Here is a 23,717-nt window from a genome sequence, read left to right on the forward strand (position 1 = left end):
AGCACCGCGGTGGAGAGAAAAGGGCAGGGTAAGGGCATCCCCACCCACGGCAAGTTTAGCGGCACTCTCCCCCCACACGAAGCGAGTCCACTAGATCGAGCATCCGTAACGGGACTTGCGTACCAGCCGGGCTGGGATCTTGTTGCTTTCCAGCGGGGTCGGCCTATCCGCTGCGGTCTCATGGGTGGTGGGGGCGGGTCCATGGTCGGTCTGGGGTGCCAGCGGGCTCGGTCTCTCCGCTGTGGTTGGTGGGTGGCGGTCGGTGGATCCATGGTGGTGCGTGGCTGGTGTCCGGGGTTGGTGGGCGCTCTGGGGGTCGGCACAAACTTGGTCCCGGTTTTGTGCGTTCGGTGACAAGAAATGGCGGCCTGTCCGCCGGTGTGTCCCGAGGTATTGTCACCATGTTGACCCGCTGGTAACGTCCGATCTCGTAGTCCCAGTGTGTATTCGGTGCCTCATTCTCAGCTCTTTTCGGACGTATTCGGCAACTGTTCCCACGGATTCGCTGGCGGTGAGTGCTCGTCTCATGGACGTTTCCCGGATTCCCAGGCAGGCGCGGTTGGTCGCTGTTGGCGTCGTGCTCGCCTGCGCGTTCTACACCGCCACCACCGCCAGTGCGGACCAGTCCGTCGCGCCTGGCACTTTCGGTTGTGCGCTGCCCGGTGGGGAACGGGTGGACGTCCCCGTTGAGTTCGGTCTCGTCGTGCCGTCGTCGGCTGTCGCGGGTACGCGGGTCACCGTTGAGCCGACCGCTCGCCTGGTCCTTCCCGCCGCCACCGTGCGAGCGCTGCGTGCCAGTGGTCCGAGTGTGGACACCGCCGTCAAGTCCAAACTCGTTCTGCGCCAGGGGAAAGCAGCGAACGATCTGCCGGTCGAGGATCTGGTCGCGAGTGAGACCGCGCTGCCTGTGGATGGTGATCTCACGGTCACCGCCATTGGCAAGGTCGCCACTTTCAGCCCGGCCGAGGGTGAGGCACGGGTAGACCTCAGTGGCCTCACGGCGAGTCTGCGCGTCGGCGGTCTGACTGTGGAGTGCGCCGCCAACCCGGGGACCGGGGTGCTGGGCGCCGTCAACGTCTCCGCCGCCGCTCCCACTCCTCAGGTGCCGGTGCTCAAAGCCGCACCGGTGACCGCGCTCGCCGAGCTGCCGCCTGGTCTGCCCTACAACTTCGACCTCACGGTCAAGACCCGGATCGCCAAGCTGAAGTCCGATGTGGTCATCGGGCCGGGCTCGTTCAGGTCGGTCATCGGGTTCACCCCCGGGCCGGATGGCAAGCTGCCGCTCACCGGTGACCTCGACCTGCCGCCCGCGAAGGCGTACCTGGTGGTGTTCCGGTTCATGCCGGTGGACAACACCATCACCCTCACCCCGGACGGTCAGGCCACCGGCTCCGCGGTCCTGACCGTCGACGGCACGCCGAACTCGAACGCCGACATCGACGTGGACCTGCGGGTGAACCTGCGCATCTCCGACGTCCGCCAGGACGGCGTGCCGCTCAACGTCGGGGACAAGTGCCGCACGGTCACCCCGTTGCGGATCAACCTCAAGGGCAAGGTGCTGGTGGTGCCCGGGTCGCGCAGCGTCCTCAAGACCACCATCGCGATCCCGGCGTTCACCGGGTGCGGCACCACCGAGAACCTCGACCGGCTGATCACCGGCCTGGTCTCCGGGCCGGGCAACGAGCTGGAGAACGAGCTCGTCACCCGCGCGCCGGTCTAGATCTCTGGACCGGCGTCGTGCCGGGTCCGGTTCGTCCGCACGTGTGGGAGGTGTGATGGGTGTCGAGGTCGTCGTCGAGGACCTGAGCAAGTCGTTCGGCAGGCAGGCCATCTGGCGGGACGTCACGCTCACCCTGCCCTCCGGTGAGGTCAGCGTGCTGCTCGGCCCGTCGGGTACCGGCAAGTCGGTGTTCCTCAAGTGCCTCATCGGGTTGCTCCGGCCCGAGCGCGGCCGGGTCGTGATCAACGGGGTCGACCTGTGCACCTGCGCCGAGCGCGACCTCTACGAGGTCCGCAAGCTCTTCGGCGTGCTGTTCCAGGACGGCGCGCTGTTCGGCTCGATGGACATCTACGACAACATCGCCTTCCCGCTGCGCGAGCACACCCGCAAGAGCGAGAAGGAGGTGCACCGGATCGTCATGTCCAAAGTGGACATGGTGGGCATGCTCGGCTCCGAGCGCAAGCTGCCCGGGGAGATCTCCGGCGGCATGCGCAAGCGCGCGGGGCTGGCCCGGGCGCTGGTGCTCGACCCGCAGATCATCCTGTGCGACGAGCCGGACTCCGGCCTCGACCCGGTGCGCACCGCGCTGCTCTCGCAGCTGCTGATCGACCTCAACGCGCAGATCGACGCGACCATCCTGATCGTCACGCACAACATCACCGTCGCGCGCACCGTCCCGGACAACCTGGGCATGCTCTTCCGCAAGGAGCTGGTGATGTTCGGCCCGCGCGAGGTGCTGCTGACCAGCGACGAGCCGGTGGTCGAGCAGTTCCTCAACGGCCGCAAGATCGGCCCGATCGGCATGTCCGAGGAGAAGGACTCCGCGACCATGGCCACCGAGCTGGCCAACCAGCGCGCCGCCGCCTACGACGGCTCGCCGGACCAGGACGTGCGCGGTGTGGTGCCGCAGCTGGAGCCCACCCCCGGCCTGCCGGGGCGCGACGCCGTCCGGCGCAGGCGTCAGCGGGTCATGCAGATCCTGCACACCCTGCCCGAGCCCGCCCAGCACGGGATCCTCGCCAGCCTCAGCCGCGACGACATCGAGCGCTACCAGGACTGGCGGCGCCGCACGGCGGGTCTGCCGGTGCCCACCCCGATGCCCGCGCGGCGACCCGCGCCCGCCCGGCAGGAGCAGCCCGTTCAGCAGACCAAGACGCGCCCGCGCCCGTGGCGCCGAGGCGGTGCCCAGTGACCGCCCCGGGCAGGATCATCGGCGGCGCGGTCACCGGCGCGTTCCGCGAGTTCGGCAACCTGTTCGCGATGGCGCTCGACGTGGTGGTCGCCCTGTTCCGCAGGCCGTTCCAGCTCAAGGAGTTCGTCCAGCAGTTCTGGTTCATCGCCAGCGTCTCGATCCTGCCCGCCGCGCTGGTGTCCATCCCGTTCGGCGCGGTGATCACCCTGCAGCTGGGGTCGCTGACCGCCCAGATCGGCGCCGACTCGTTCAACGGCGCGGCCAGCGTGCTGGCGGTGATCCAGCAGGCCAGCCCGATCGTGACCACCCTGGTGGTGGCGGGCGCGGGCGGCTCGGCGATCTGCGCGGACCTGGGCTCGCGGACGATCCGCGAGGAGATCGACGCCATGCAGGTGCTCGGCGTCTCGCCGATCCACCGCCTGGTGGTGCCCCGGGTGCTCGCCGCGATGGCGGTGGCCGCGCTGCTCAACGGGATGGTCAGCGTCGTCGGCGTGTGCGGTGGCTACTTCTTCAACGTCGTGGTGCAGGACGGCACCCCCGGCGCCTTCCTGGCCAGCTTCTCCGCCCTGGCCCAGCTGCCTGACCTGTGGGTGGGCGAGATCAAGGCGCTGATCTTCGGCTTCCTCGCCGGCCTGGTGGCCGCCTACCGCGGGCTGAACCCGAAGGGCGGGCCCAAGGGCGTCGGCGACGTGGTCAACCAGTCGGTGGTCATCACGTTCCTGCTGCTGTTCTTCGTGAACTTCGTGATCAGCGTGGTGTACCTGCAGCTCGTCCCGGCGAAGGGGGCATGAGGTGGCGATCCTCGGCGGCAGGCACCGCGGGTACCTCCGGCGCCCGCTCTCCGCGCTCGAGCGGCTCGGCGACCAGCTCGGCTTCTATCTGCGCGCGCTGGCCTGGATCCCGTTCACGGTGACCCGCTACTCCCGCGAGGTGGTCCGGCTGCTGGCCGAGGTCAGCTTCGGCAGCGGCGCGCTCGCGGTGATCGGCGGCACCATCGGCGTGATGGTCGGGCTCAGCGTGTTCACCGGCACGGTCGTGGGCCTGCAGGGGTTCTCGGCGCTGAACCAGATCGGCACCTCGGCGTTCGCGGGCTTCCTCTCCGCGTACTTCAACACCCGGGAGATCGCGCCGCTGGTGGCCGGGTTGGCGCTGTCGTCGACGGTCGGCTCCGGGTTCACCGCGCAGCTGGGCGCGATGCGCATCTCCGAGGAGATCGACGCGCTCGAGGTGATGGCGGTGCGCTCGATGCCCTACCTGGTCACCACCCGGATCGTGGCGGGCTTCGTCGCGATCATCCCGCTGTACGTGATTGGGCTGCTCACCTCCTACCTCGCTGCGCGGGTCACCACCGTCGGGGTCTACGGGCAGTCGGCGGGCACCTATGACCACTACTTCTCGCTGTTCCTGCCGCCGGAGGACGTGATCTGGTCCTTCGTGAAGGTGCTGGTGTTCAGCGTCGCGATCATCCTCACGCACTGCTTCTACGGCTACCGCGCCGCGGGCGGTCCGGCTGGCGTCGGCGTGGCGGTGGGCCGGTCGGTGCGCACCGCTATCGTCGTGGTGTCCATTTTGGATTTCTTCCTCAGCCTGGCGATCTGGGGCGCCAGCACCACCGTGCGGATCGCCGGATGAACCGCAAGCGGTTGCGCGACCAAGCGCTCGGGGTGGTGTTCATCGTGCTGCTCGGCGCACTGGGCTGGCTGGCGATCGCCATCTACGACAAGGACTTCGTCAGCACCACGCCGGTCACGCTGCGCGCCGACCGGGTCGGCAACCAGCTCAAGGTCAACGCCGACGTGAAGGTGCGCGGCATGGTCGTCGGCAGCGTCCGCTCGGTGAGCACCACCGGCGACGGGGTCGCCGTGGAGCTGGCCATCGACCCGGACAAGCTGGAACTGCTGCCCAGCAACGTCTCCGCGCGGCTGCTGCCCAAGACGCTGTTCGGCCAGCGCTACGTCAGCCTGGTCGTGCCCGTCAGCCCGGCCCGGCCGCTCGCCGCGGGCGACGTGATCCACCAGGACACCACGACCCGGGCGATCGAGGTCGAGAAGGCGCTCAAGGACCTGCTGCCGGTGCTGCAGGCCGTGCAGCCGCAGAAGCTGTCCAGCACGCTCGGCGCGTTGTCGCAAGCGTTGGAGGGCCGGGGAAAGCCGCTGGGGGAGACCCTGGTGACCCTCAACCAGTACCTGGACAAGCTCAACCCGCAGATGCCGCAGATCCAGCAGGACATCACCAAGCTCGCGGACACCTTCGCCGTGTACGAGAACGCGGGCCCGGACATCGTCGACGCGCTCAACGGCCTGACCACCACGACCAAGACCTTCGCCGAGCAGAAGGACCAGGTCGCCGCCCTGTTCGGGACCCTGACCAGCACCGCGACCGACCTCGACCAGTTCGTCCGGGCCAACCGCCCGACGCTGATCGGGTTGTCGGCGGCGAGCCGCCCGACGCTGGAGCTGCTGGCCCGCTACTCCCCGGAGTTCCCCTGCCTGACCGACGCGGTCGCCAAGCTGCGGACGTCGGTGGACAAGGCGCTGGGCGTGGGCACCGGTCAACCCGGCCTGCACGTGACGCTGACCGTCAAACCCGGACGGGGCGCCTACCAGCCCGGCCGCGACCGGCCGTCGTACAACGCCACCGGCGGCCCGCGGTGCTACGCGGCCGGTCTGAGCACGGGCGCGGTCACCCCGGCCGCGTACACACAGGACGGACTGGGGGTGGCGAACTCGCCCGAGGAGGCGCGGTTCATCAGTGAGCTGCTGGCCCCGGTCGAGGGTGTGTCGCCGGGGGAGATCCCGGGCTGGAGCAGCCTGCTGGTCGGGCCCCTGCTGCGCGGAGCCGAGGTGGACCTGTCGTGAGTGGACTCAAGGACGTGCGCGGCCCGCTGGTCAAGGGGCTGGTCTTCACCGTGGTCACGGTGCTGGCGACCGCGCTGCTGGCCGTCACCATCGCCAACAAGGGCAGCGGCGACACGGTCACCTACCGGGCGCGCTTCTCCGACGTCACCTCGCTCAACACCGGCGACGACATCCGGATGGCGGGCGTGCGGGTGGGCCAGGTGCAGGACATCAGCGTGGTCGACCGGCGGTTCAGCGAGGTCGAGTTCGACGTCGACCGGCGCTGGGTGCTCGCGCCCACGGTCACCGCCACGGTGAAGTTCCGCAACCTCATCGGCCAGCGCTACATCGCCCTGGACCAGGGCGGTGGGTCGGGCGCGCTGACCCCCGGCGCCACCATCCCGCTGGAGCGCACCCGGCCCGCGCTCGACCTCACCGCCATGTTCAACGGCTTCAAGCCGCTCTTCCAGGCGCTCTCGCCGCAGGAGGTCAACAAGCTCTCGCTCGAGGTCGTGCAGGTGTTGCAGGGCGAGGGCGGCACCGTGGAGAACCTGTTGCAGCACATCGGGTCGCTGACCACGACGCTGGCGCAGAAGGACGATGTCATCGGCCGGGTGATCGGCAACCTGAACACGGTGCTGGCCCAGGTCAACGACAAGGACGACCAGCTCTCCAGCCTGGTGCTCACCACTCAGCAACTGGTCTCCGGGCTGGCCGAGGACGCCAAGCCGATCGGTGAGGCCATCGACGGCATCTCCGCGCTCACCACCAGCACCGCGGGCCTGCTGGAGCAGGGGCGCGAGCCGCTGCGCCGCGACATCGACGCCCTGGGCACGCTGTCGAAGACCTTGGCGGACAACACCCCCGAGTTCGAGCGGTTCCTGGCGAACCTGCCGGTCAAGTACGAGGCCATCGGGCGCACCGCGTCCTACGGCTCGTGGCTCAACTTCTACCTGTGCTCGGCGACGACCGACGTGCCACCCGCCCAGGGGCAGTCGCCCGGCGACGTGGGCATCCCGGTCACGGATGCGAGGTGCCGGTCGTGAAACCGTTCCGGGAGCGCGACACGGTCAAGGTCGGCGTCGTCGGCGCGGTGGTCATGGTCCTGGTCGGGCTGGTGGTGTTCAACTGGGACCGGCTGCCGGTCGTCGGCGGCACCACCTACACCGCGCACTTCCGCGAGGCCGCGGGCCTCAAGCCCGACGACGAGGTCCGGGTCGCCGGGGTCAAGGTCGGCAAGGTCACCGCCGTGGAGCTGGAGAGCACCTACGTCAAGGTCACCTTCCGCGCCCGGGGCGTCTGGCTGGGCGACCAGACGGTGGCCGCCATCAAGATCAAGACGTTGCTCGGTCAGAAGAACCTCGCGCTGGACCCGTTGGGCGCCAACGAGCTCGACCCGGACACACCGATCCCGCAGGAGCGCACCGTCACCGCCTACGACGTCAACGACGCCTTCGGCGACCTGGCCAAGACCACCGGGGAGATCGACACCAAGCAGCTGGCGCAGAGCTTCGAGACGCTGTCGCAGACGTTCTCGGCCACCACGCCGGAGAGCGTGCGCACCGCGCTGGACGGCCTGTCCAAGCTCTCGCACACGATCTCCTCCCGTGACCAGGACCTGAAGAAGCTGCTGGAGAGCACCAGTGGGGTGAGCAAGACCCTCGCCGACCGCGGCGACCAGTTCGCCGCGCTGATCAAGGACGGCAACACCCTGCTCGGCGAGTTCGCCCGGCGCCGCGAGGCGATCCACGGCCTGCTCACCGGCACCCGCGACCTGTCCAAGCAGCTCTCCGCCCTGGTCGCGGAGAACCAGGCCCAGCTCGGCCCCGCGCTGGAGCAGCTGGACCGGGTCACGGCCGTGTTGCAGCGCAACCAGGACAACCTCGACCGCAGCCTGCGCCTGGCCGGCCCGTTCTACCGGCTCATCGGCAACTCGGTGGGTAGCGGGCACTGGATCGACACCTACATCTGCGGCCTCATCCCGGCCGCCAACGGGACCGCCGGGTGCGTCCCGCCCACGCCCGGAGGCCGCTGATGCCCACCACCAAGCGCCGGTTCCGCCTGCTGCGCGCCGCCGCCCTCACCGCGGTCGCGATCCTCGTGCTGGCGGCGGGCACGGTCGCCCTGTTCGACAAGGGCAAGACCCGTTCGGTGACGGCGTACTTCGCCGCCGCCGTCGGGCTCTACCCCGGTTCCGACGTCCGCGTCCTGGGCGTCGCGATCGGCACCGTCGACGCCGTGGAACCCCAGGGCGCCAACGTGAAGGTCTCGATGACCATCGACGCCGACGCCCCCGTCCCGCCGGACGCCACGGCGCTGGTGGTGACCCCGAGCCTGGTCAGCGACCGCTACGTCCAACTCGCGCCGGTGGCCCCCACCGGCAAGCGCATCGCCGACGGCGCGGTGATCCCGGTGAACCGCACCGTGGTCCCGGTCGAGCTGGACGAGCTGTTCAGCAACCTCAACACCCTCGCGACGGCGTTGGGGCCGCAGGGGGCCAACTCCAACGGCGCCCTCACCGATCTGATCAAGACGAGCGAGGACTACCTCAGGGGAAACGGCGCCGACATGGGCCAGACCCTCCGCGACCTGGGCGACCTCGCCCGCACGCTCAACGGCTCCCAGGACGACCTGTTCTCCACAGTGGATGGTCTGTCGAAGTTCACCGCGGTGCTGGCGGCCAACGACAAGCAGGTCCGCGAGGTCAACGACCAGCTCTCGACGGTCACCGGCTTCCTGGCTGACGAGCGCGCCAACTTCGACGCGGCGCTGCACGAGCTGGCGATCGCGCTGGGCACGGTCCAGGGGTTCATCAAGGACAACCGCGGCCGGATCAAGTCCAATGTGGACAAGCTGGCCGGCACGACGAAGCTGCTGGTGGACCAGCGGGCGTCGTTGTCCGAGGCGCTCGACGCCACCCCGCTGGCGCTGAGCAACCTGCTCAACGCCTACGACCCGGCCACCCGCACCATCGACGGCCGGGCCAACCTGAACGAGTACTCGATGCTGCCGCTGCCCGCTGTCGCCGGGGGCAACTGATGAACGCCCGACGACTGCCACGAGTGGTCCCGCTCACCCTCGCCGGGCTGCTGCTCTCCGGCTGCGGCTCCGGTCTCTACGACGTCGACCTCCCCGGTGGCGCGGACCTGGGCGACCACCCGTACCGGGTGACCGCGGAGTTCCGCGACGTGCTCGACCTGGTTCCCCAGTCCGGCGTCAAGGTCGACGACGTCACCGTCGGCAAGGTCGAGGCCATCGACCTGGCGCCGGACGCCCGCTCGGCCAAGGTCACCCTCGCCGTCAACGGTTCCGTGCGGCTCTCCGGCACCGCGTTGGCCAGGCTCCGCCAGTCCAGCGTCCTGGGGGAGAAGTTCGTCGAGCTCGACGACCCGGTCGCGGAGGCCCGGGACGGCGTGCTGACCGACGGCGCCAACATCCCGCTGGAACGCACCAACCGCAACCCCGAGATCGAAGAGGTCTTCGGCGCCCTGTCGATGCTCCTCAACGGCGGCGGCGTCGGCCAGCTCCAGCAGATCACCCGCGAGCTCAACAACGCCCTCGGCGGCAACACCGGCGACATCCGCGCCCTGCTGACCAACCTGGACACCTTCGCGGGCGGTCTGGACGCCCACCGCACCGAGATCACCCGCGCCCTCGACAGCCTGGACCGGCTGTCGACCTCGCTGGGCGCGCGCAAGGAGCAGATCGCGGGCCTGCTCGACGGCCTCGGCCCGGGCATCCAGGTGCTCTCCGACCAGCGCGGCCAGTTCGTCAAGATGCTCACCGCGCTGGACTCGCTCTCGGGCGTCGCCACCGACACGGTCAACCGCAGCCGCGCGGACCTGGTCGCCGACCTGCGGGCCCTGGAACCCACGCTGCGCAAGCTCAACGAGGCCGGGCAGAAGCTCCCGCAGGCCATGGACCTGCTGTTCACCTTCCCCTTCCCGAGTTCGGCGATGAACGCCGTGAAGGGCGACTACATCAACACCTACCTGCAGTTCGACTCCGCCACCAAGGGCCCGGGAGCGCGCCCCGCCTCGGCGCCGCTGCCGCTGCCCGCCACCGACACGCCGGGAGGGACGGGCTGATGATCACCAGACGGGTCCGGGCCCAAGTCGCGGTCTTCGTGCTGATCGCGCTGGTCGGGGTGAGCTACGTCGGCGCCCGCTACGCCGGGCTGGACACCCTCTTCGGCGTCACCGGGTACGTGGTGAAGGTCGAACTCGCCGACTCCGGCGGCATCTTCACCAACGCCGAGGTCACCTACCGGGGCGTCGGCATCGGCCGGGTCGAGGCCCTGCACCTGGTGCACGACGGCGTCGAGGTCGACCTGCGCGTCCGCGACGACGCGCCGCGGGTGCCCAGAGACGTGGAAGCGGTGGTGGCCAACCGGTCCGCGGTCGGCGAGCAGTACCTCGACCTGCGCCCGCACCGCGACGGTGAGCCCTACCTCGCCGACGGCTCGGTCATCCCGCGGGTGGCGACCCGACTGCCGCTGCCCAGCGAGACCGTGCTGCTCAACCTGGACCGGCTGGTCGAGTCGGTGCCGAAGGAGGACCTGCGCTCGGTGGTCGACGAGCTCTACCTGGCCACCCAGGGAACCGGGCCCAGCCTGCAGGCGCTGCTGGACTCGGCGAACAGCTTCACCAAGCTCGCGACCGAGTACCTGCCGCAGACCACCTCGCTGATCACCGACTCCGGCACCGTGCTGGCCACCCAGGTCGCCAGTGCCGCCGCGATCAAGGACTTCGCGGGCAACACCAGGCTGATCGCCGAGCAGCTCGGCCGCTCCGACGGCGACCTGCGCACCCTGCTGGGCAGCGCCCCCGCCGCGGCGCAGGAGGTGAGCGCCCTGCTCAAGGAGACCGGCCCGACGCTGGGCGTGCTCCTGGCGAACCTGCTCACCACGTCCAACGTGCTGGTCACCCGGCAGGCGGGGCTGCAACAGCTGTTGGTGGTCACCCCGCAGGCCGTCGCGGCGGCCAACGACGTGATCCGCCCCGACGGCGCCCACCTCGGCCTGGCCACGACCTTCTTCGACCCGCTGCCGTGCACGGCGGGCTACGAGGGGACGCGCTACCGCAACGGCCTGGACACCTCGGCGGCGCCGTTCAACACCAACGCCCGGTGCGCGCTGGCGCCGGCGAGCGGCAACGTGCGCGGGTCGCAGAACGCGCCCTCCGGCGGCGTGCCGCCCGCGGTCCGCCCCGCCGACTACGGCGGCTCGGCCGATTCGCCGGGGCTGCGCAGTTCGCTGAGCCAACTCCTGGAGCTGAACCCGTGACGTCGAAGCGGTCCACCACCCTCGCCGCGCTCCTGCTGGCGGCCGCGCTGGGCTTCGCGGCCTGGGCGGGCGCCGGGTACCTCGGTCGTGGCACCGACCAGGGCGCCACCCGGGACGAGGTGTTGGCCACCGCCCGGCAGGCCGTGGCCACCTTCAACACCCTGGACTACCGCCAGGCCGACCAGGGCTTGGACCGCTGGCTGGCCTCGTCCACCGGCACCCTGCACGACGAGTTGACCCGCACGAGGGACAGCAGCAGACAACGCATCGAAGCGGCCAAGACCGTCACCGAGGGCCGCGTGGTCGACGCCGCCGTCACCGAGCTGGACACCGCGCGCGGCACCGCCGAGGTCCTCGCGGCCGTCGAGACGGTGGTCGTCCCCGACGGCGGCCAGGCCACCACCAAGCGTGGCCGGTTCCAGGCCGAGCTCACCCGGACCGAGACCGGCTGGCGGCTCAGCGCGCTGGCCCAGGTCCCGGTCACCACCTGAGCGAGGGAGACCCGATGCGCCCCGGCCCCGCCGCCGTCCGCCGCCGCCCGGTGGTGGCGGGCACCGGCATCCGCCGCCCCAGTCCGGGCAGGCCGCCCACCCCCGCCGAAGCCGTTGCCGTGGACACCGCTGCGCCCGCCGACGTCGTGGTCACTGAGGATCTCGACGCTTCCGACACGGACGAGCTGGTCGAGGCTGACCCAGCAGCCTCCGGCGCGGACGCGGTGCGTCGGCGGGTACTGCCGTGGGTCTTGGTCGCCCTTGCCCTCCTGGTGTCCGCCGCGGGCACCTGGCTGGCGCTCCAGGCGCGCGATTCCGGTGGCAATGCAGCGCTTGTGGACACCGGCGCCACCGCTGAGGTCAGCACCCAGGTGCGGGACGCGGTGGAGAGGGTCTTCTCCTACTCGTACACCGACACCGCCGCCACCGAGGCCGCCGCAGGCGATCTGCTCACCGGTGCGGCCAAGACCCAGTACGAGCAGCTGTTCCGCCAGGTGCGCGAGCAGGCTCCCGCCCAACAACTGGTCCTGCGCTCACACGTCGTGCTCTCCGGCGTCTCGGTGCTCGACGGCGACCGCGCCACCCTCCTGGTCTTCCTCGACCAGGCGGCCACCCGCGGCGACAACGGGCAGGCCACGACCGCGGGCGCCCAACTGAGCATCACGGCCGAGAAAGTCGACGGGCGCTGGCGTATTTCCGCACTCGTACCCCGGTGACGAATATCCTCCGACCGCGGTGAAAATGTGAAAGCGGCGCCCGTGCCATTCCACGAAATGGTGCGCGGCCGGGTTCCTCAGCGCACGCCGCGCAGGGTCCGGCGGGCGCGCAGGGCCACCTCGAGGTCGAACCTGCGGTCCGGGTCGTCCAAAGTGGACCCGAAGAGCCGCTCCAGCTGGCGCAGGCGGTAGCGCACCGTCTGCGGGTGCACGTCGAGCAGGTGGGCGATCTCCGGGGCGCTGCGCCTGCTCTCCAGCCAGATCAGCAGCGTCTCGCTGAGCTTGTCGTGCTGCTTGCCGGTCAGCTCGGCCATCGGCGCCAGCGCCCGCGCGGCGATCTCGTTCACCAGGAACGGGTCGTTGAGCAGCCACAGCACCGACAGGTGCCGGTCGAACCAGGTCACCGCGACGTCGGGCAGCGCCCCCCGGGCCACCAGCCCCAGCGTGCGCCGGGCCCAGCGCAGCGACTCCGCCGCCGCGGGTACCGGCACCGCGGGACCCACCGCGGCGCGCCAGCCGGGCAGCTCGGCGGCCAGGTCGGGCACCAGGTCGCGGTCCTGCTCGCCGAGCACCAGGCACGGCTCCGCGCCCTCCAGGTCCACCAGCACCCGACTGTCCACAGTGGCCCCGATCGGCGCCGCGGCGTCCTCGCGCTGCTCCAGCGCGATGGTCACGACCCGCTCGGGAACCGGCCACCGGGCGCCCTCGGCCAGGCGCGCCAACGCCTGCGGGTTCGGCGGGACCGGGGACAGGACCACCTCCAGCAGCTGCCGCCGCCTGCGCTCCACCGCGCCCAGCTCGCGGGCCCGCACCGAGGCGTGGCCCTCCACCGACAGCGCGGACAGCTCGTCGATGTAGGCGAAGATCGCCTCGGCGAGCAGGCACAGGGTCGCGGTCGGGATGCCCGCCTGCTCGCCCACCTGGGCCATCCGCCGCCAGGCCACCCGCGCGCCGATCCGGTACGCGGTCTGCAGCACGTCGAGGATCGGACCGTCGTAGAGCTCGTGCAGACCCAGCTCCCGGAACAGCCGCACCCGGTCGTCCTGCGGCGCCGACGGGTCGGCCAGCCGGTCGACGAACTGCAGCACCGCCTGCCCGATCCCCTCGGTGACCGCCCGCCCGAACGAGCCGTCCACCCGCCTGCCGAACGCCGGGATGGCCCGGTTGAGCTCGGTCCGGATCTCCTCGGTGAGGTCCTGCACCCGGGGCCGGAACAGCGGCGCCAGCTCGGCGGGCAGCAGCGACCACAGGTCGATCGCCACCTCGTCGCCCGCGCCCGGCGGGGACAGCAGCGAGTCGAAGGCGATCCGCGGCGGGAGCCCGGCGGCCCGGTCCTCGGCGTCGCACTGCTCTGCCACCGTCGGCCTCCTCGGGCGGGGAATCGCGGCGGCACGGCCGCGAGCAATTCCACATTGGTCGTCTGGACGTCCGCCACGGAATCTACCGCCGCAGTAGGACGATTCCGAGAAGTATTTCCTTAACAGCGGCGGGAATCGCTGAAATTGTCATTGTGGAACAGTCCGCCGGAGCCCCTCGCTCAGCCCGCGAGCACGCCGACGGCCGGCCCCGGAACCGGGACCGGCCGTCGGTGCCGGGCTGGGCGTGATCACCCGGCGCGGGGCACCTCCCGGGCGGGTTCCGCGCGGTCGACCGGGGCCAGCAGCCTGCGGGCGCGCAGCGCGATCTCCAGCTCCAGCCGGGCGTCCGGGTCGGCGAGCTGGTCGCCGAAGAGCTTGTCCACCTGGCGCATGCGGTAGCGCACGGTCTGCGGGTGGATGGCCAACCGCTCGGCGATCTCCGGTGCGCTGCCCCGGGTCTCCAGCCAGGCCAGCAGGGTCTCGGCGGTGCGGGCGCGCTGCTTGACCGTCAGGTCGGCCAGCGGCGCCAGGGCGCGCCGCAGCAGCTCGCGCACCAGGAACTCGTCCGCCAGCAGCCACAGCGTGGACAGGTGGTCCTGGCACCAGGTGACCGGCCCGTCCCCGGCGCCCGCGCCGATGATCCCGCGCCGCACCAGGCCCATCGCCCGGCGCGCCCAGCGCAGCGAGGTGGCCGCCTCGCGCAGCGGCACCACCGGCCCCACGCAGGCCCGCCTGCCGCCCAGCCGCGCGGGCAGCCCGCCCAGCTGCCGCTCCGGGTCCGGGACCACCAGGCACGGCAGGTCCCCGTCCATGTCGGTGAGCACGTCATCGGGCAGGCCCGGCCCGGTGAGCTCGTCGGCCTCGCCGTCCGCCGCCTGTTCCACGACCACGACCGCGACGGTCTCGGGCACCCGCCAGCGGGCGGTGGCCGCCAGCTTGGCGATGGCCGCCGCGGCCGCGGGCGGCTCGCCCAGGACCAGCTCGACCAGCCGCCGCCTGGACCGCTCGACCACCCCGACCGACTGCGCCTGCGCGGCGGTGTAGCCCTCGATCGACAGGGTCGAGATCTCGTCGACGTAGGCGAAGATCGCCTCGGCGGCCACGGTGAGCATCGCGGTGGGCAGCCGCTGCTGCTGGCCCCAGGCGGCCAGGTGGCGCCAGGCGACCCGACCACCCACCCGGTAGGCGGTCTGCAGGCAGTCCAGGCTGCGGCCCTCGCCGAACTCCACCCGGCCCAGCCCGCGGAACACCTCGGCCCAGTCCTCGTCGGTGCCGCCGCCGACGCCGACGGTGTCGAGGATGCGCAGCACGGACTGCTCGACCCCGGCCACCATGATCGCGCCGAACTGCCCGTCCAGCGGTTGGGCGTAGGCGGGCACCGCGCGCTGGATCTCGGCGATCATGTCCTGGGTGAGCCTGCCGACCACCGGCCGGAACCGCGCGACCAGCTCCCTGGGCAGGCTCGCCCAGAGCGCGGTCGCCCGGTCCTGCGGTGGCCTGGGCCGCGGCACGGCGCCGAGCCGGGGCCGGGGGTGCTGGTCCTGCCGCGGCGCCGGGGGTGCGGGTCGCCTGCCCAGTTCTGTCGGCATTCTCGTCCCCTTTGCTCGCTCACAAAACTCCACCGCGGCACGCCGTCGGGTGGGCGCTAATTTGTGACGACGACCATAAGTTCGGCTGCCCGCGCGTGTCAAACGAAAGCGCGGCGCGGCAGCGCGCCACTCGTATGGCGCAGAACGGTTCACCGGTTTCCGTTGATGTGGTGGAAACAGGATCGCCGTCTTGTGCGCCAGTGATAAAAGCGCTGTGCGCGCACAGTCGGATCCGCCGGTGTCGATCACCGGCCGTCGCCGTGTTTTGCCATGTCAGACTACCTGGTGGGGATCGAACCACCCGAACGGCGGCAGTCCCGGCTTGGTGATCCCACAAAAGTTACCGGTGAGAACTGTCCGCCGGTGACAAAACCCCGGGCGCGTCGGCGACGCCGAGAACCAGGTTCTTGCCGGGGTCGCCGCGGTTTCAGTAGGGTTTCACCCACCGGTCGGCACGGGTGTCGGCAATCGCGGCCGAAATGCGGTTCCGCGTGGGTTTGCCATTCGGAGTGAGGAAGCGGACTAATGGTCGGTCGTGCGCTCGCCGTCGTGTTCTCCGGTTTGCTCGTCTGCGCGGCCGCGGGGTGCGGGTCGGACTCCCCGGCACCCGCGCCGCAGGCCCCGGCGGTCGGCTGGGTGGACCGGGTGTGCCAGGCGGTCGAGGCAAACGGCGCCCGGCTCTCGGCGCTGCCGCCGATCGACCCGGGCAAGCCCGCCGAGGCCAGGGACGGCCTGCTCGCCTTCCTCGGCACCCTCAGCGAGGCGCTCACCTCGGTCAACGACGGCATCACCGGCGCGGGCGCCCCGCCGGTGGCCAACGGCGGCCCGGCCGTGGACAAGGCCCTGGCGGGCATCGACGGGGCCAAGACCTCGTTGGACTCGGCCAAGTCCAAGCTCGCGGCGATCCCGGTGACCGACCCGGTGGCGTTCCAGGCGGCGATCACCGAGCTCGGCCCCAGCCTCGGCGCGCTGACCGACAGCGACGGTCCGCTCAAGGACCTGCGGGAGAACCCCGAGATCAACGACGCCTACGCCAAGGCCCCCACCTGCCGCAAGCTCGACGGCACCCCGTGAGCCCCGCCCGCCCCCGTGGGTGATCCGGCCTAGCTCCCCGCTGGAGGAGTCCCATGCCCGTCTACCGCACCATCGTCGTCGGCACCGACGGCTCGGAGACCTCCCTGCGCGCGGTCGACCGGGCCGGGGCCATCGCGGGTGACACCGGTGCCGCGCTGGTCATCGTCTGCGCGTACCAGGCCCCCGACCCGCGCGCGGTCGACCGAGCGCGGGACGTGCTCGGCGACGACGTCGGCTACCAGGTGGTCGGCCACACGCCCGCGGCGGAGACCGTGCGCACGGCGGCCGAGCGCGCCACCTCGGCCGGGGCCACGACCGTGGAGACCGTGGTGCGCGACGGCGCCCCGGTGCCGGTGCTGGCCGAGGCCGTCCGGCGGTTCGACGCCGACCTGCTCGTGGTGGGCAACCGGGGGCTGGACACGATCGCGGGCCGCATCCTCGGGTCAGTGCCCGCGGAAGCGGCCCGCAAGTCCACAGTGGACGTCCTGATCGTGCGCACTACCTGACCGGTCGCACCTTCCAGCGCAGCGGCAGCGACCGGTAGTCCGCGGTGTAGCCGTTGCCGATGATCACGCCGTGGTCGTTGATCGCGACCGGGTAGGCCTTCGGTGCCCCGGCGCTGCCCAGGTCGGTCGCCGTGCCCGCGCGCCACAGGAACGCGTGCCGCTGCGTGCCGTCGGGGCTCTCGGTCCAGCCGAGCACGTCGCCCGCGTCGCTGACCGCGACCGCGGCGCTGCGCCCGCCGAGCGGCGACCCGAGGTCGATGGCCTGGCCGCCGCGCCACAGAGCCGCGTGCGGGCCCGACTCGCCGACCACGTCACCGCTTTCGTTGATGGCCTGCGGCCCGGAGGCCACGGTCGCCGAGGTCGCCCCCGCCACCGCGGGCAGCGCGGTCACCTGGCCGCCGGACCAGCGCACGCCGACGCTGCCGACCGTGCCCACCAGCACTCCGCTCTCGTTGGCCGCGCTCACCCGGTAGAAGCCGGTGGCGCCCGGGAGCGTGGGCAGCGGGGTGCAGGTCCCGGCGGTGCAGCTGTAGGCGTAACCGGTGCCGGTGCGCGGGAGGAGCGCGCCCGCGGTCAGGCCGTTGTCGGTGACGACGTTGAGGCTGAGCTCCGGGCCGTTGCCGTTCAGCGGCGTGTACGTGCCGTTGGACCAGACCCCGAGGCGCTCCAGGTGGTAGCCGTAGGGCGAGCTCGAGGACGCCAGCGGCACCAAGCCGGTGCTGTTGATGCCGCTGGTGACGAAGTAGCCCTTGTGCGGGGTGGTGATGACGGTCGTCTTGCCGCGGAACCAGATCTTCGGCGTGCGCTCGTAGGAACCCGAGGCCACCACGGAATCGGTGCCGACGACCTGACCGCGGTCGTTGATCCCGGACGGCGACCCGACCCCGAGGTCGGTGACCGCCGCGCCCTTCCACAGCGCGACGTGGCGGGGCCCGGTGGGGAAGGAGACCGCGCCCGCGATCTGGTTGCCGCTGTTGAGCGCGATCAGCTCGCCGCCGGTGCCGTCGGCGGGCAGGGGCAGGATCTCCGCGGACACCAGGGGGCCGCGCGCGGCGGCCTCGGCGGTGCCGGCCGTGAACGGCACGGCCACCGCGAGCGCGAGCAGCGCGGCCGGGGCGACGCGAGTGAGGATCTTGGGGGACATACCCGCAGGCTAGTGCCGGGCCCGGGTACCGCGGCAGCGCCGGACAGCCCAATGTCGTTGTTCGGCGAACCGCTTGTCTTGACGGGTGAAGTGCTCGCCGGACAAGGGATCCGGCGGTCGGTCGGTCTACTTGGGAGGGTGGGGGCGCCGGGTGCGCCGGACGCCGAGCAGCAGACCGCCGAGCGCGACGAGCAGCACCCCGAGGCCCACCAACGCGCCGAGCCCGGCGCTCACGCCGGTGACAGCGAGGTCGCTCGGGCCCGGGCCGCCGCTGGGCTGTCCGGGGATCTCGCCGGAGCTCGCCCCGCCCTCCGGCACCGGGCTGAGCACCGGCGTGGTGGTGGGGCTGGTGGTCGTGCTCGGCTGGGTGCTCGTGCTGGTCGTGGTCTCGCCTGCGGTCGTGGTGGTGGTCGCCGACGTCGTGGTCGTGGTGGTCGTCGTGGTGGTGGGCGCGTCGCAGTCGGGTGTGGTGAAGACGTTGTTGTCCAGCGAGACCTGGCCGTTGCGGGCGAGCGCGCGCCCGGCGACCGCGGTCCCGGTGGTGACGGTGATCGAGGTCAGCGCCATGATCGTGCCGGTGAACGACGAGTTCGTGCCCAGCGTCGCCGAGCTGCCCACCTGCCAGAACACGTTGCACGCCTGGGCGCCGTTGACCAGCGCGACCGCGCTCGCGGACGCCGTGGTCAGCGTCGAGCCGACCTGGAAGATCCACACCGAGTCCGGGTCACCCGCCGCGTCGAGCGTGAGCGTCCCGGTGAGCCCGATCGAGCTGGACGCCGTGTACACGCCCTCGACCAGCGTCTGCCCGCCGAGGTCGCCCGCGACGGACCCCGTGGTCGGCCTGCCCGCCGCGTCGTTGTAGGCGAGCACGAGGTCGGACTGCGCCCCCAGGGCGGCGGCGTTGCCCGCGTTGGTGGTCCCCGCGGCCAGGCCGGGCGGGAACCCGGTGATCGCGGTGCCCGGGCTGACCCCGAGGTCGCCGTCGAGCGTGCTGGGCCCGGTGTTGGTGACCGCCTGCCCAGCGAGCACCGAGTACGTCCCCGCCCTCCCGAGCCCCACGGGCGTACCCGCCGCGCGCGCGGCGGGCGTGCTCGCGGGGAAGAGCACCACCCCCACGGCCAAGACCAGCACGGCGAGGGGCGGCAGCAGGCGGTGGTACCCGCGAACGGGTTGGTGCGGGGCGGTCATGGCGAGCCTCTCGTCGACCGGCAGAGCAGAGCGGGCGAGGGCTGGGCCCGAACAGGGACGCTGGGGCGTGACCTGCGGTGGACGGTAGCCCGACCAGACCGGGACCGACCGGTTGTTCACCCATCCGTGGGCGGGTTGGTCGGGCTCGCCCAGGATCTGACCGCCTTCTGTCCGCCCGGAACGGGTCGTCCTCCGGAGCGGACCACCGGATACTGGCGGTTCGCCCGAGTACCCCGGGGGTGCGGACCGTGGTGTCGCTGACCTTGATCGCCACCTGGGCGGCGGTCTGCGTCCTGATGTCCCGGATCCACCGGCGGCTCCAGGCCAAGGGCTACCGCGGTCCGGTACCGCCGGTCCTGGCCTGGGTGATCACCCTCGGCGCGGTGTTCGCGGCCGTGTGGTGGTGGTTCCAGACCGCCGCCGAGGCAGGCGACCCGCACCCGGTCGGGTGGAGGTTCGCGCTGCTGGTCTGCACCGTCCACGCGGCCCTGCTCGCGGTGGCGGCCCTGGTCGTCCGGGTGCTCCCGGTGAGCAGGCGACGGCCCGCGGGCCAGCGGGCGCCGCGGCTGCCGTTCCGGCTCATCGGCACGCTGGTGGTCGTCCTGACGACCGCCGCGGTGGGATACCTGCTGGCCACCGACCCCGAGCACAGCCGGCCCGCGTACGGGGCCGCCATCATCGGATTCGCCTTGGCGTACCGGTGCTTCGCCGCGGTCCAGCGCGTCGCCCAGGAGCCACCCGGCCCCGTCCGCCCGGGCAGCTCGGTGGTCTTGTACATGCGCGGGTTCGCCCATGAGTCCACGCGGTTCACCACGTACACGGGATACCAGGAGGTGTCCGCCGGGCGGGTGCTCGACGCCCTGAACCCGACCGCCCGGGAGCACGTGACCTTCGAGCGCTTCCTCGAACCCACCGCGCGGGCGCGGCTGGGGGAGTGGCGGGGCCTCGGGAACCCGACCGACTACCTGCCCCCGGTGGGCGCCCGCCGGGAGTACGTGGACGACCAGCGGTGGCGGGAGGCGTTCACCGCCCTGGTCCGACCCGCGCGGTGCGTCCTCACCCACACCGCGCCGTGGCCCAACCTCCCCTACGAGCTGGGTGTCATCCGCGACGAGGGGGCCGCTGAGCGGTTGTTCGTCCTGACACCGCCGCGGCGGCGCGGACCGGTGCTGCGACTGCTCGTGTGGGCACGGGGCCAGGGGCCGGTCGGGTGGGACGAGTTCGTGGCGGTGGCCCGGCGACCGGACAAGCGGCTCGGGCGCGCGGGGTTCGAGTTCGGCGCGGACCCCGGCTCGGGTGCCGTGGTCACCTTCGACGCCCGCGGCCGGGCGCTGGTCCTGGCCCGTGGCGCCGCCACCCCGCAGGAGTACCTCGACCCGATCCGCACGCACCTGGAGCGGGTGGAGCGGCGCCTGCGCCACGCGGCGGAGGTCGCGGGACACGAGCGCGCGGCCGAGGGCGGCCCGGAACGCGGCGGCGCCACCCCCGCCTGACCGACCGAGGCGGGGGTGGCGCCGGTTCCTGCGGCTACGCGGGGACTAGAAGGTGAGCTTCCAGCTGTCGATGTAGCCGGTGTCCTGGGCGTAGGTGTCCTGCACCTTGAGCTTCCAGGTGCCGTTGGCCGCCTCCGAGGAGGCGTTGACCGTGTAGGTCGCCAGGATGTTGTCGGCCGAGTCGCTCGTGCTCGAGTTCTTCAGCCGGTACGCCGAGCCGTCCGGGGCCACCAGGTCCACGACCAGGTCGCCGCGGTAGGTGTGCTTGATGTCCACGTCCACCTTGAGGGTGGCCGGGGCGTTGCCGGAGATGCCGCTGACCGCGATGTCACTGGTGATGGCCGCGCCCGCGTCCGGGATGTTGACGTTGTTCGCGTTCTCGAACACCCGGCCGTTCGGCGGCTGGGTGGTCGTCGTCGGCGGGGTGGTCGTGGTGGTCGGCGGCTGGCCGCCCAGCTCGGCCGCCTTCGCCGCGATCGCCGAGGACAGCGCGCTGACCTGGCCGTACACGCCCGGGTAGTTCGGCCGGGCGCAGCCCTGGCCGTAGGAGACGATGCCGACCTGGATCCAGGCGTTGTTGTTGTCCCGGCGGAACATCGGGCCGCCGGAGTCGCCCTGGCAGGTGTCGGTGCCGCCCTGGGTGTAGCCGGCGCAGATCTCGACCGGGGCCTTGAGGCTCGGGTACGCCGACTTGCAGGAGGTGTCGGCCACGAACGGGACCTGGGCCTTGAGCAGGTAGCGCTGCTGCGCCCCGCCCTCGGACGCCGCGCCCCAGCCGGCGATGGTGAAGGTGCCGGTGTCGTAGTCCGCGGTGGTGGCGATCGGGAGCAGCGCCGCCCCCGGGATCCCGCTGGAGAGCTGGATCAGCGCCCAGTCGCCGCCGGTCGAGGTGGAGTAGCCCGGGTTGCGGTAGACGTACTTGGAGGTGCGCGTGACCCGCGAGGAACCCTGCAGGTCGACGTCGCCGTAGGTGGCCGTGATCGAGGTGTTGTTGCCGGTGCTGGTGACGCAGTGCGCCGCGGTCAGCACCAGTGTCTCGCTGTACATGGCGCCGCCGCAGCCCATGGACAGCCGCACCATGAACGGGAACTCGCCCTGGGCGGCGCGGGTGCCGCCGACCACCTGGGGCTGCATCGTGCCGGGGTCGCCGGGCGGGGGAGCGGCGATCGCCTGTCCGGCGACCGCGGCCGCGGCGGCGATCGTGCCGACCGCCAGGGCCAGGGCCTTCTGGAGCTTGGTCAACCTCTTCAACGCGGGATCCTCTCAGTGTCCACACAGCACCGTTGGCCGGCTGCTGCTGCAGGGTGTGGAGATCGAGCCGGGGTTGGTCAGAACGTGAGCTTCCAGCTGTCGATGTAGCCGGTGTCCTGGGCCGCGACGTCCTGGGCCTTGAGCTTCCAGGTGCCGTTGGCGACCTCGGTGGAGGCGTTCACGGTGTAGGTCGCCAGGATGTTGTCGGCCGAGTCGCTGGTGCTGGAGTTCTTCAGCCGGTAGGTGGAGCCGTCCGGCGCGACCAGGTCGAGCACCACGTCGCCGCGGTAGGTGTGCTTGACGTCCACGTCCACCTTGAGGGTGGCGGGCGCGTTGCCGGTCACGCCGGTGACCGCGATGTCACTGGTGATCGCGGCGCCCGCGTCCGGGATGTTGACGTTGTTCGCGTTCTCGAAGACCTTGCCGGTGGGCGGGTTCGGGTCGCTGCCGCAGGTCTTGCCGATCGCCCGCGGCGGGCAGTCCGAGTAGTCCAGGAAGTAGAGCACCGCGGCCTTGTTGCGCGCGGTCTCCCGGTTGATCACCTCGTCGGGCGGGTAGAAGCCGCCACCGCTGGAGCCGGTCGGGTACATCTCGAAGGTGAACGCCCAGATCTTGTGCGCGCCCCACAGGTAGTCGTCGATCGCGCCGTCGGTGATGTAGAGCGCGGAGTCCTGCTCCGGGGTGTAGCCGTTGGTCTGCGCCATGGCCTTGCCCAGGGTGGAGAAGGTGGTGTACTCGTCGCGGGTCATCCCCGGCACGACCTGCTCCTGGGTCCAGCCGAACGGCCACATGACCAGCTCGCTGTAGGAGTGGAAGTCGATCGCGGTGACGATCTGCTGCTTGCCGCCGACCACCCGGCTCTTGACGAAGTTCTGCACCGTGGACACCTCGGGCGCCGAGCCGGGGGCCGGGCCGCGGTAGGTCTCCGAGCTGGTGCTGGTCGAGGAACCGCCGCAGCAGCCCCACTTGTAGTCCCAGTTCCGGTTGAGGTCGGTGCCCACGTAGGACGACCCGGAGTTGGGCTGGCGGTTTTTGCGCCAGCTCTTGTAGGCGCCGGTGCTGATGTCGTACTCGCCGCCGTCGGGGTTGAGGTCGGGCAGGATCCAGATCTCCCGCGAGTCCACCAGCGACTTGATCTTGCTGTCGGTGCTGTAGTTGTCGGTGAACAGGTTCACCAGGTACACCGCCATCTCGACGGTGATGTGCTCGCGGGCGTGCTGGTGGTGGGTGAACAGGACCTCGGGCTCGTTCTCGTCGGTGGCGGCGTTGTCCGAGATCTTGACCGCGTACAGGTCGCGGCCCTGGTAGGACTTGCCGATCACCTGCTTGGTGATGATCCCGGGGTGCGCGGCGACGGCCTGGTCGATGACCTGGGTCATCTCCGCGTAGTTGTGGTAGCCGGAGTCGGCGCTCGGGAAGTCCTGGGCGCCCATCCCGCCGCGGTCGGTCGGCACGGTGGCCTCCGCGACGACCTTGAGCCCGAGGGCGCGGATCTTCGCGACCTCGGCCGGGGTGGCGGTGATGAGCGTCCGGCTGTCCTCGGCGCCGTTGATCGCGGCACCGGTGGCCGCGATGGCGTTGCGCTGCTGCGCGGTGCGGACGTTCAGGACGGAGTACTCGGCGGACGCGCGCTGTTCCTGGCCGGAACCGGCGCTCTCGCCCGCTGTGGCACTGCCCGCCGTCGAGGCGACGACGGCGACCGCCGCCACCGCGCAGGCGAGCAGGGAAAGACGGGTGCGTTTCAACGTACCTCCCGCAGGGGGCGCCGCTAACGGCGCTGGAGGGATTGCCGCGCGGTCGGCGCGCTAACCCTCACAAGCCCGCCGACTGCGTTACCGGCGAATAGTGGTGCCTGTCGACCGGTGGCCACAAGG

The 23,717-nt window shown here is 71.5% G+C and carries 21 protein-coding genes and 2 pseudogenes; 15 read left to right on the forward strand and 8 right to left on the reverse strand.

Going from position 1 to position 23,717, the window contains the following annotated elements:
• Positions 1–559 precede the first annotated feature (559 nt).
• The 12 genes from QSK30_RS29330 to QSK30_RS29385 all read left to right on the forward strand — a co-directional run bounded on the left by QSK30_RS29330 (position 560) and on the right by QSK30_RS29385 (position 12,240).
• A complete protein-coding gene (locus QSK30_RS29330; RefSeq protein WP_285507763.1) occupies positions 560–1,720 on the forward strand; it encodes a hypothetical protein in 1,161 nt (386 codons plus the stop codon).
• 55 nt (positions 1,721–1,775) lie between these two features.
• Positions 1,776–2,912 carry an ABC transporter ATP-binding protein gene (locus tag QSK30_RS29335; protein WP_285507764.1) on the forward strand — a complete coding sequence of 379 codons (1,137 nt, stop codon included), beginning with the start codon at positions 1,776–1,778 and terminating at the stop codon, positions 2,910–2,912.
• A 68-nt stretch (positions 2,913–2,980) separates the two neighbouring features.
• A complete protein-coding gene (locus QSK30_RS29340; protein WP_285507838.1) occupies positions 2,981–3,703 on the forward strand; it encodes an MlaE family ABC transporter permease in 723 nt (240 codons plus the stop codon).
• A gap of 1 nt (position 3,704) precedes the next feature.
• Positions 3,705–4,544, forward strand: a complete 840-nt coding sequence (locus QSK30_RS29345; protein ID WP_502871902.1) for an MlaE family ABC transporter permease — start codon at positions 3,705–3,707, stop codon at positions 4,542–4,544.
• Positions 4,541–5,770, forward strand: coding sequence for an MCE family protein (locus tag QSK30_RS29350; protein ID WP_285507765.1), 1,230 nt, complete (start codon positions 4,541–4,543; stop codon positions 5,768–5,770). Before QSK30_RS29345 ends, QSK30_RS29350 begins: the two co-directional genes overlap by 4 nt.
• Positions 5,767–6,795, forward strand: coding sequence for an MCE family protein (locus QSK30_RS29355; RefSeq protein ID WP_285507766.1), 1,029 nt, complete (start codon positions 5,767–5,769; stop codon positions 6,793–6,795). Before QSK30_RS29350 ends, QSK30_RS29355 begins: the two co-directional genes overlap by 4 nt.
• Positions 6,792–7,784 (forward strand): MCE family protein, encoded by a 993-nt coding sequence (locus QSK30_RS29360; protein WP_285507769.1) that lies wholly within the window; start codon positions 6,792–6,794, stop codon positions 7,782–7,784. The genes QSK30_RS29355 and QSK30_RS29360 overlap by 4 nt, the downstream gene beginning before the upstream one ends.
• Complete coding sequence (locus tag QSK30_RS29365; protein ID WP_285507771.1) at positions 7,784–8,788, forward strand: MCE family protein; 1,005 nt, start codon at positions 7,784–7,786, stop codon at positions 8,786–8,788. Before QSK30_RS29360 ends, QSK30_RS29365 begins: the two co-directional genes overlap by 1 nt.
• Positions 8,788–9,837 carry an MCE family protein gene (locus tag QSK30_RS29370; protein ID WP_285507773.1) on the forward strand — a complete coding sequence of 350 codons (1,050 nt, stop codon included), beginning with the start codon at positions 8,788–8,790 and terminating at the stop codon, positions 9,835–9,837. Before QSK30_RS29365 ends, QSK30_RS29370 begins: the two co-directional genes overlap by 1 nt.
• Positions 9,837–11,033, forward strand: a complete 1,197-nt coding sequence (locus QSK30_RS29375; protein ID WP_285507775.1) for an MCE family protein — start codon at positions 9,837–9,839, stop codon at positions 11,031–11,033. The genes QSK30_RS29370 and QSK30_RS29375 overlap by 1 nt, the downstream gene beginning before the upstream one ends.
• Positions 11,030–11,524 (forward strand): Rv1363c family protein, encoded by a 495-nt coding sequence (locus QSK30_RS29380; protein ID WP_285507777.1) that lies wholly within the window; start codon positions 11,030–11,032, stop codon positions 11,522–11,524. Before QSK30_RS29375 ends, QSK30_RS29380 begins: the two co-directional genes overlap by 4 nt.
• 14 nt (positions 11,525–11,538) lie before the next feature.
• The gene (locus tag QSK30_RS29385; RefSeq protein WP_285507779.1) at positions 11,539–12,240 is read left to right on the forward strand and encodes a nuclear transport factor 2 family protein; all 702 of its coding nucleotides are present in this window, start codon (positions 11,539–11,541) and stop codon (positions 12,238–12,240) included.
• A 77-nt stretch (positions 12,241–12,317) separates the two neighbouring features.
• Here the strand turns inward: QSK30_RS29385 and QSK30_RS29390 are convergent, their stop codons facing one another.
• Both QSK30_RS29390 and QSK30_RS29395 read right to left on the reverse strand, forming a co-directional pair.
• Positions 12,318–13,598 carry a PucR family transcriptional regulator gene (locus tag QSK30_RS29390; RefSeq protein ID WP_285507781.1) on the reverse strand — a complete coding sequence of 427 codons (1,281 nt, stop codon included), beginning with the start codon at positions 13,596–13,598 and terminating at the stop codon, positions 12,318–12,320.
• Positions 13,599–13,846: 248 nt separating this feature from the next.
• Positions 13,847–15,187, reverse strand: a complete 1,341-nt coding sequence (locus tag QSK30_RS29395; RefSeq protein WP_285507783.1) for a PucR family transcriptional regulator — start codon at positions 15,185–15,187, stop codon at positions 13,847–13,849.
• A gap of 525 nt (positions 15,188–15,712) precedes the next feature.
• Here QSK30_RS29395 and QSK30_RS29400 point away from each other — a divergent pair.
• Together QSK30_RS29400 and QSK30_RS29405 are read left to right on the forward strand one after the other, a co-directional pair.
• Positions 15,713–16,261: a hypothetical protein gene (locus QSK30_RS29400; protein WP_285507784.1), complete on the forward strand. Its 549-nt coding sequence runs from the start codon at positions 15,713–15,715 to the stop codon at positions 16,259–16,261.
• Between the two features lie 53 nt (positions 16,262–16,314).
• Positions 16,315–16,767, forward strand: a complete 453-nt coding sequence (locus tag QSK30_RS29405; protein ID WP_285507786.1) for a universal stress protein — start codon at positions 16,315–16,317, stop codon at positions 16,765–16,767.
• Here QSK30_RS29405 and QSK30_RS29410 read toward each other — a convergent pair.
• Together QSK30_RS29410 and QSK30_RS29415 are read right to left on the reverse strand one after the other, a co-directional pair.
• Complete coding sequence (locus tag QSK30_RS29410) at positions 16,760–17,911, reverse strand: hypothetical protein (protein WP_285507788.1); 1,152 nt, start codon at positions 17,909–17,911, stop codon at positions 16,760–16,762. The two genes, QSK30_RS29405 and QSK30_RS29410, sit on opposite strands and share 8 nt — an antisense overlap.
• Positions 17,912–18,037: 126 nt before the next feature.
• On the reverse strand, positions 18,038–19,099 hold the full coding sequence (locus QSK30_RS29415; RefSeq protein ID WP_285507790.1) for an ice-binding family protein: 1,062 nt from the start codon (positions 19,097–19,099) through the stop codon (positions 18,038–18,040).
• 251 nt (positions 19,100–19,350) lie between these two features.
• On the opposite strand from QSK30_RS29415, the gene QSK30_RS29420 reads away from it, so the two are divergent.
• The gene (locus tag QSK30_RS29420; protein ID WP_285507791.1) at positions 19,351–20,592 is read left to right on the forward strand and encodes a hypothetical protein; all 1,242 of its coding nucleotides are present in this window, start codon (positions 19,351–19,353) and stop codon (positions 20,590–20,592) included.
• Positions 20,593–20,637: 45 nt separating this feature from the next.
• On the opposite strand, the gene QSK30_RS37195 is transcribed toward QSK30_RS29420, so the two are convergent.
• The 4 genes and pseudogenes from QSK30_RS37195 to QSK30_RS29430 all read right to left on the reverse strand — a co-directional run.
• The gene (locus QSK30_RS37195; protein WP_502871903.1) at positions 20,638–20,979 is read right to left on the reverse strand and encodes a proprotein convertase P-domain-containing protein; all 342 of its coding nucleotides are present in this window, start codon (positions 20,977–20,979) and stop codon (positions 20,638–20,640) included.
• Between the two features lie 66 nt (positions 20,980–21,045).
• Positions 21,046–21,843: pseudogene (locus QSK30_RS29425) on the reverse strand (S1 family peptidase); the annotation flags it as partial.
• Positions 21,844–21,920: 77 nt separating this feature from the next.
• On the reverse strand, positions 21,921–22,349 hold the full coding sequence (locus QSK30_RS37200) for a proprotein convertase P-domain-containing protein (RefSeq protein ID WP_502871904.1): 429 nt from the start codon (positions 22,347–22,349) through the stop codon (positions 21,921–21,923).
• A pseudogene (locus QSK30_RS29430) lies at positions 22,347–23,588 on the reverse strand (M14 family metallopeptidase); the annotation flags it as partial. The gene QSK30_RS37200 and the pseudogene QSK30_RS29430, both read right to left, overlap by 3 nt.
• Between the last annotated feature and the right edge of the window lie 129 nt (positions 23,589–23,717).

Source organism: Actinokineospora sp. NBRC 105648 (assembly GCF_030269645.1).
Classification (GTDB): Bacteria; Actinomycetota; Actinomycetes; order Mycobacteriales; family Pseudonocardiaceae; genus Actinokineospora.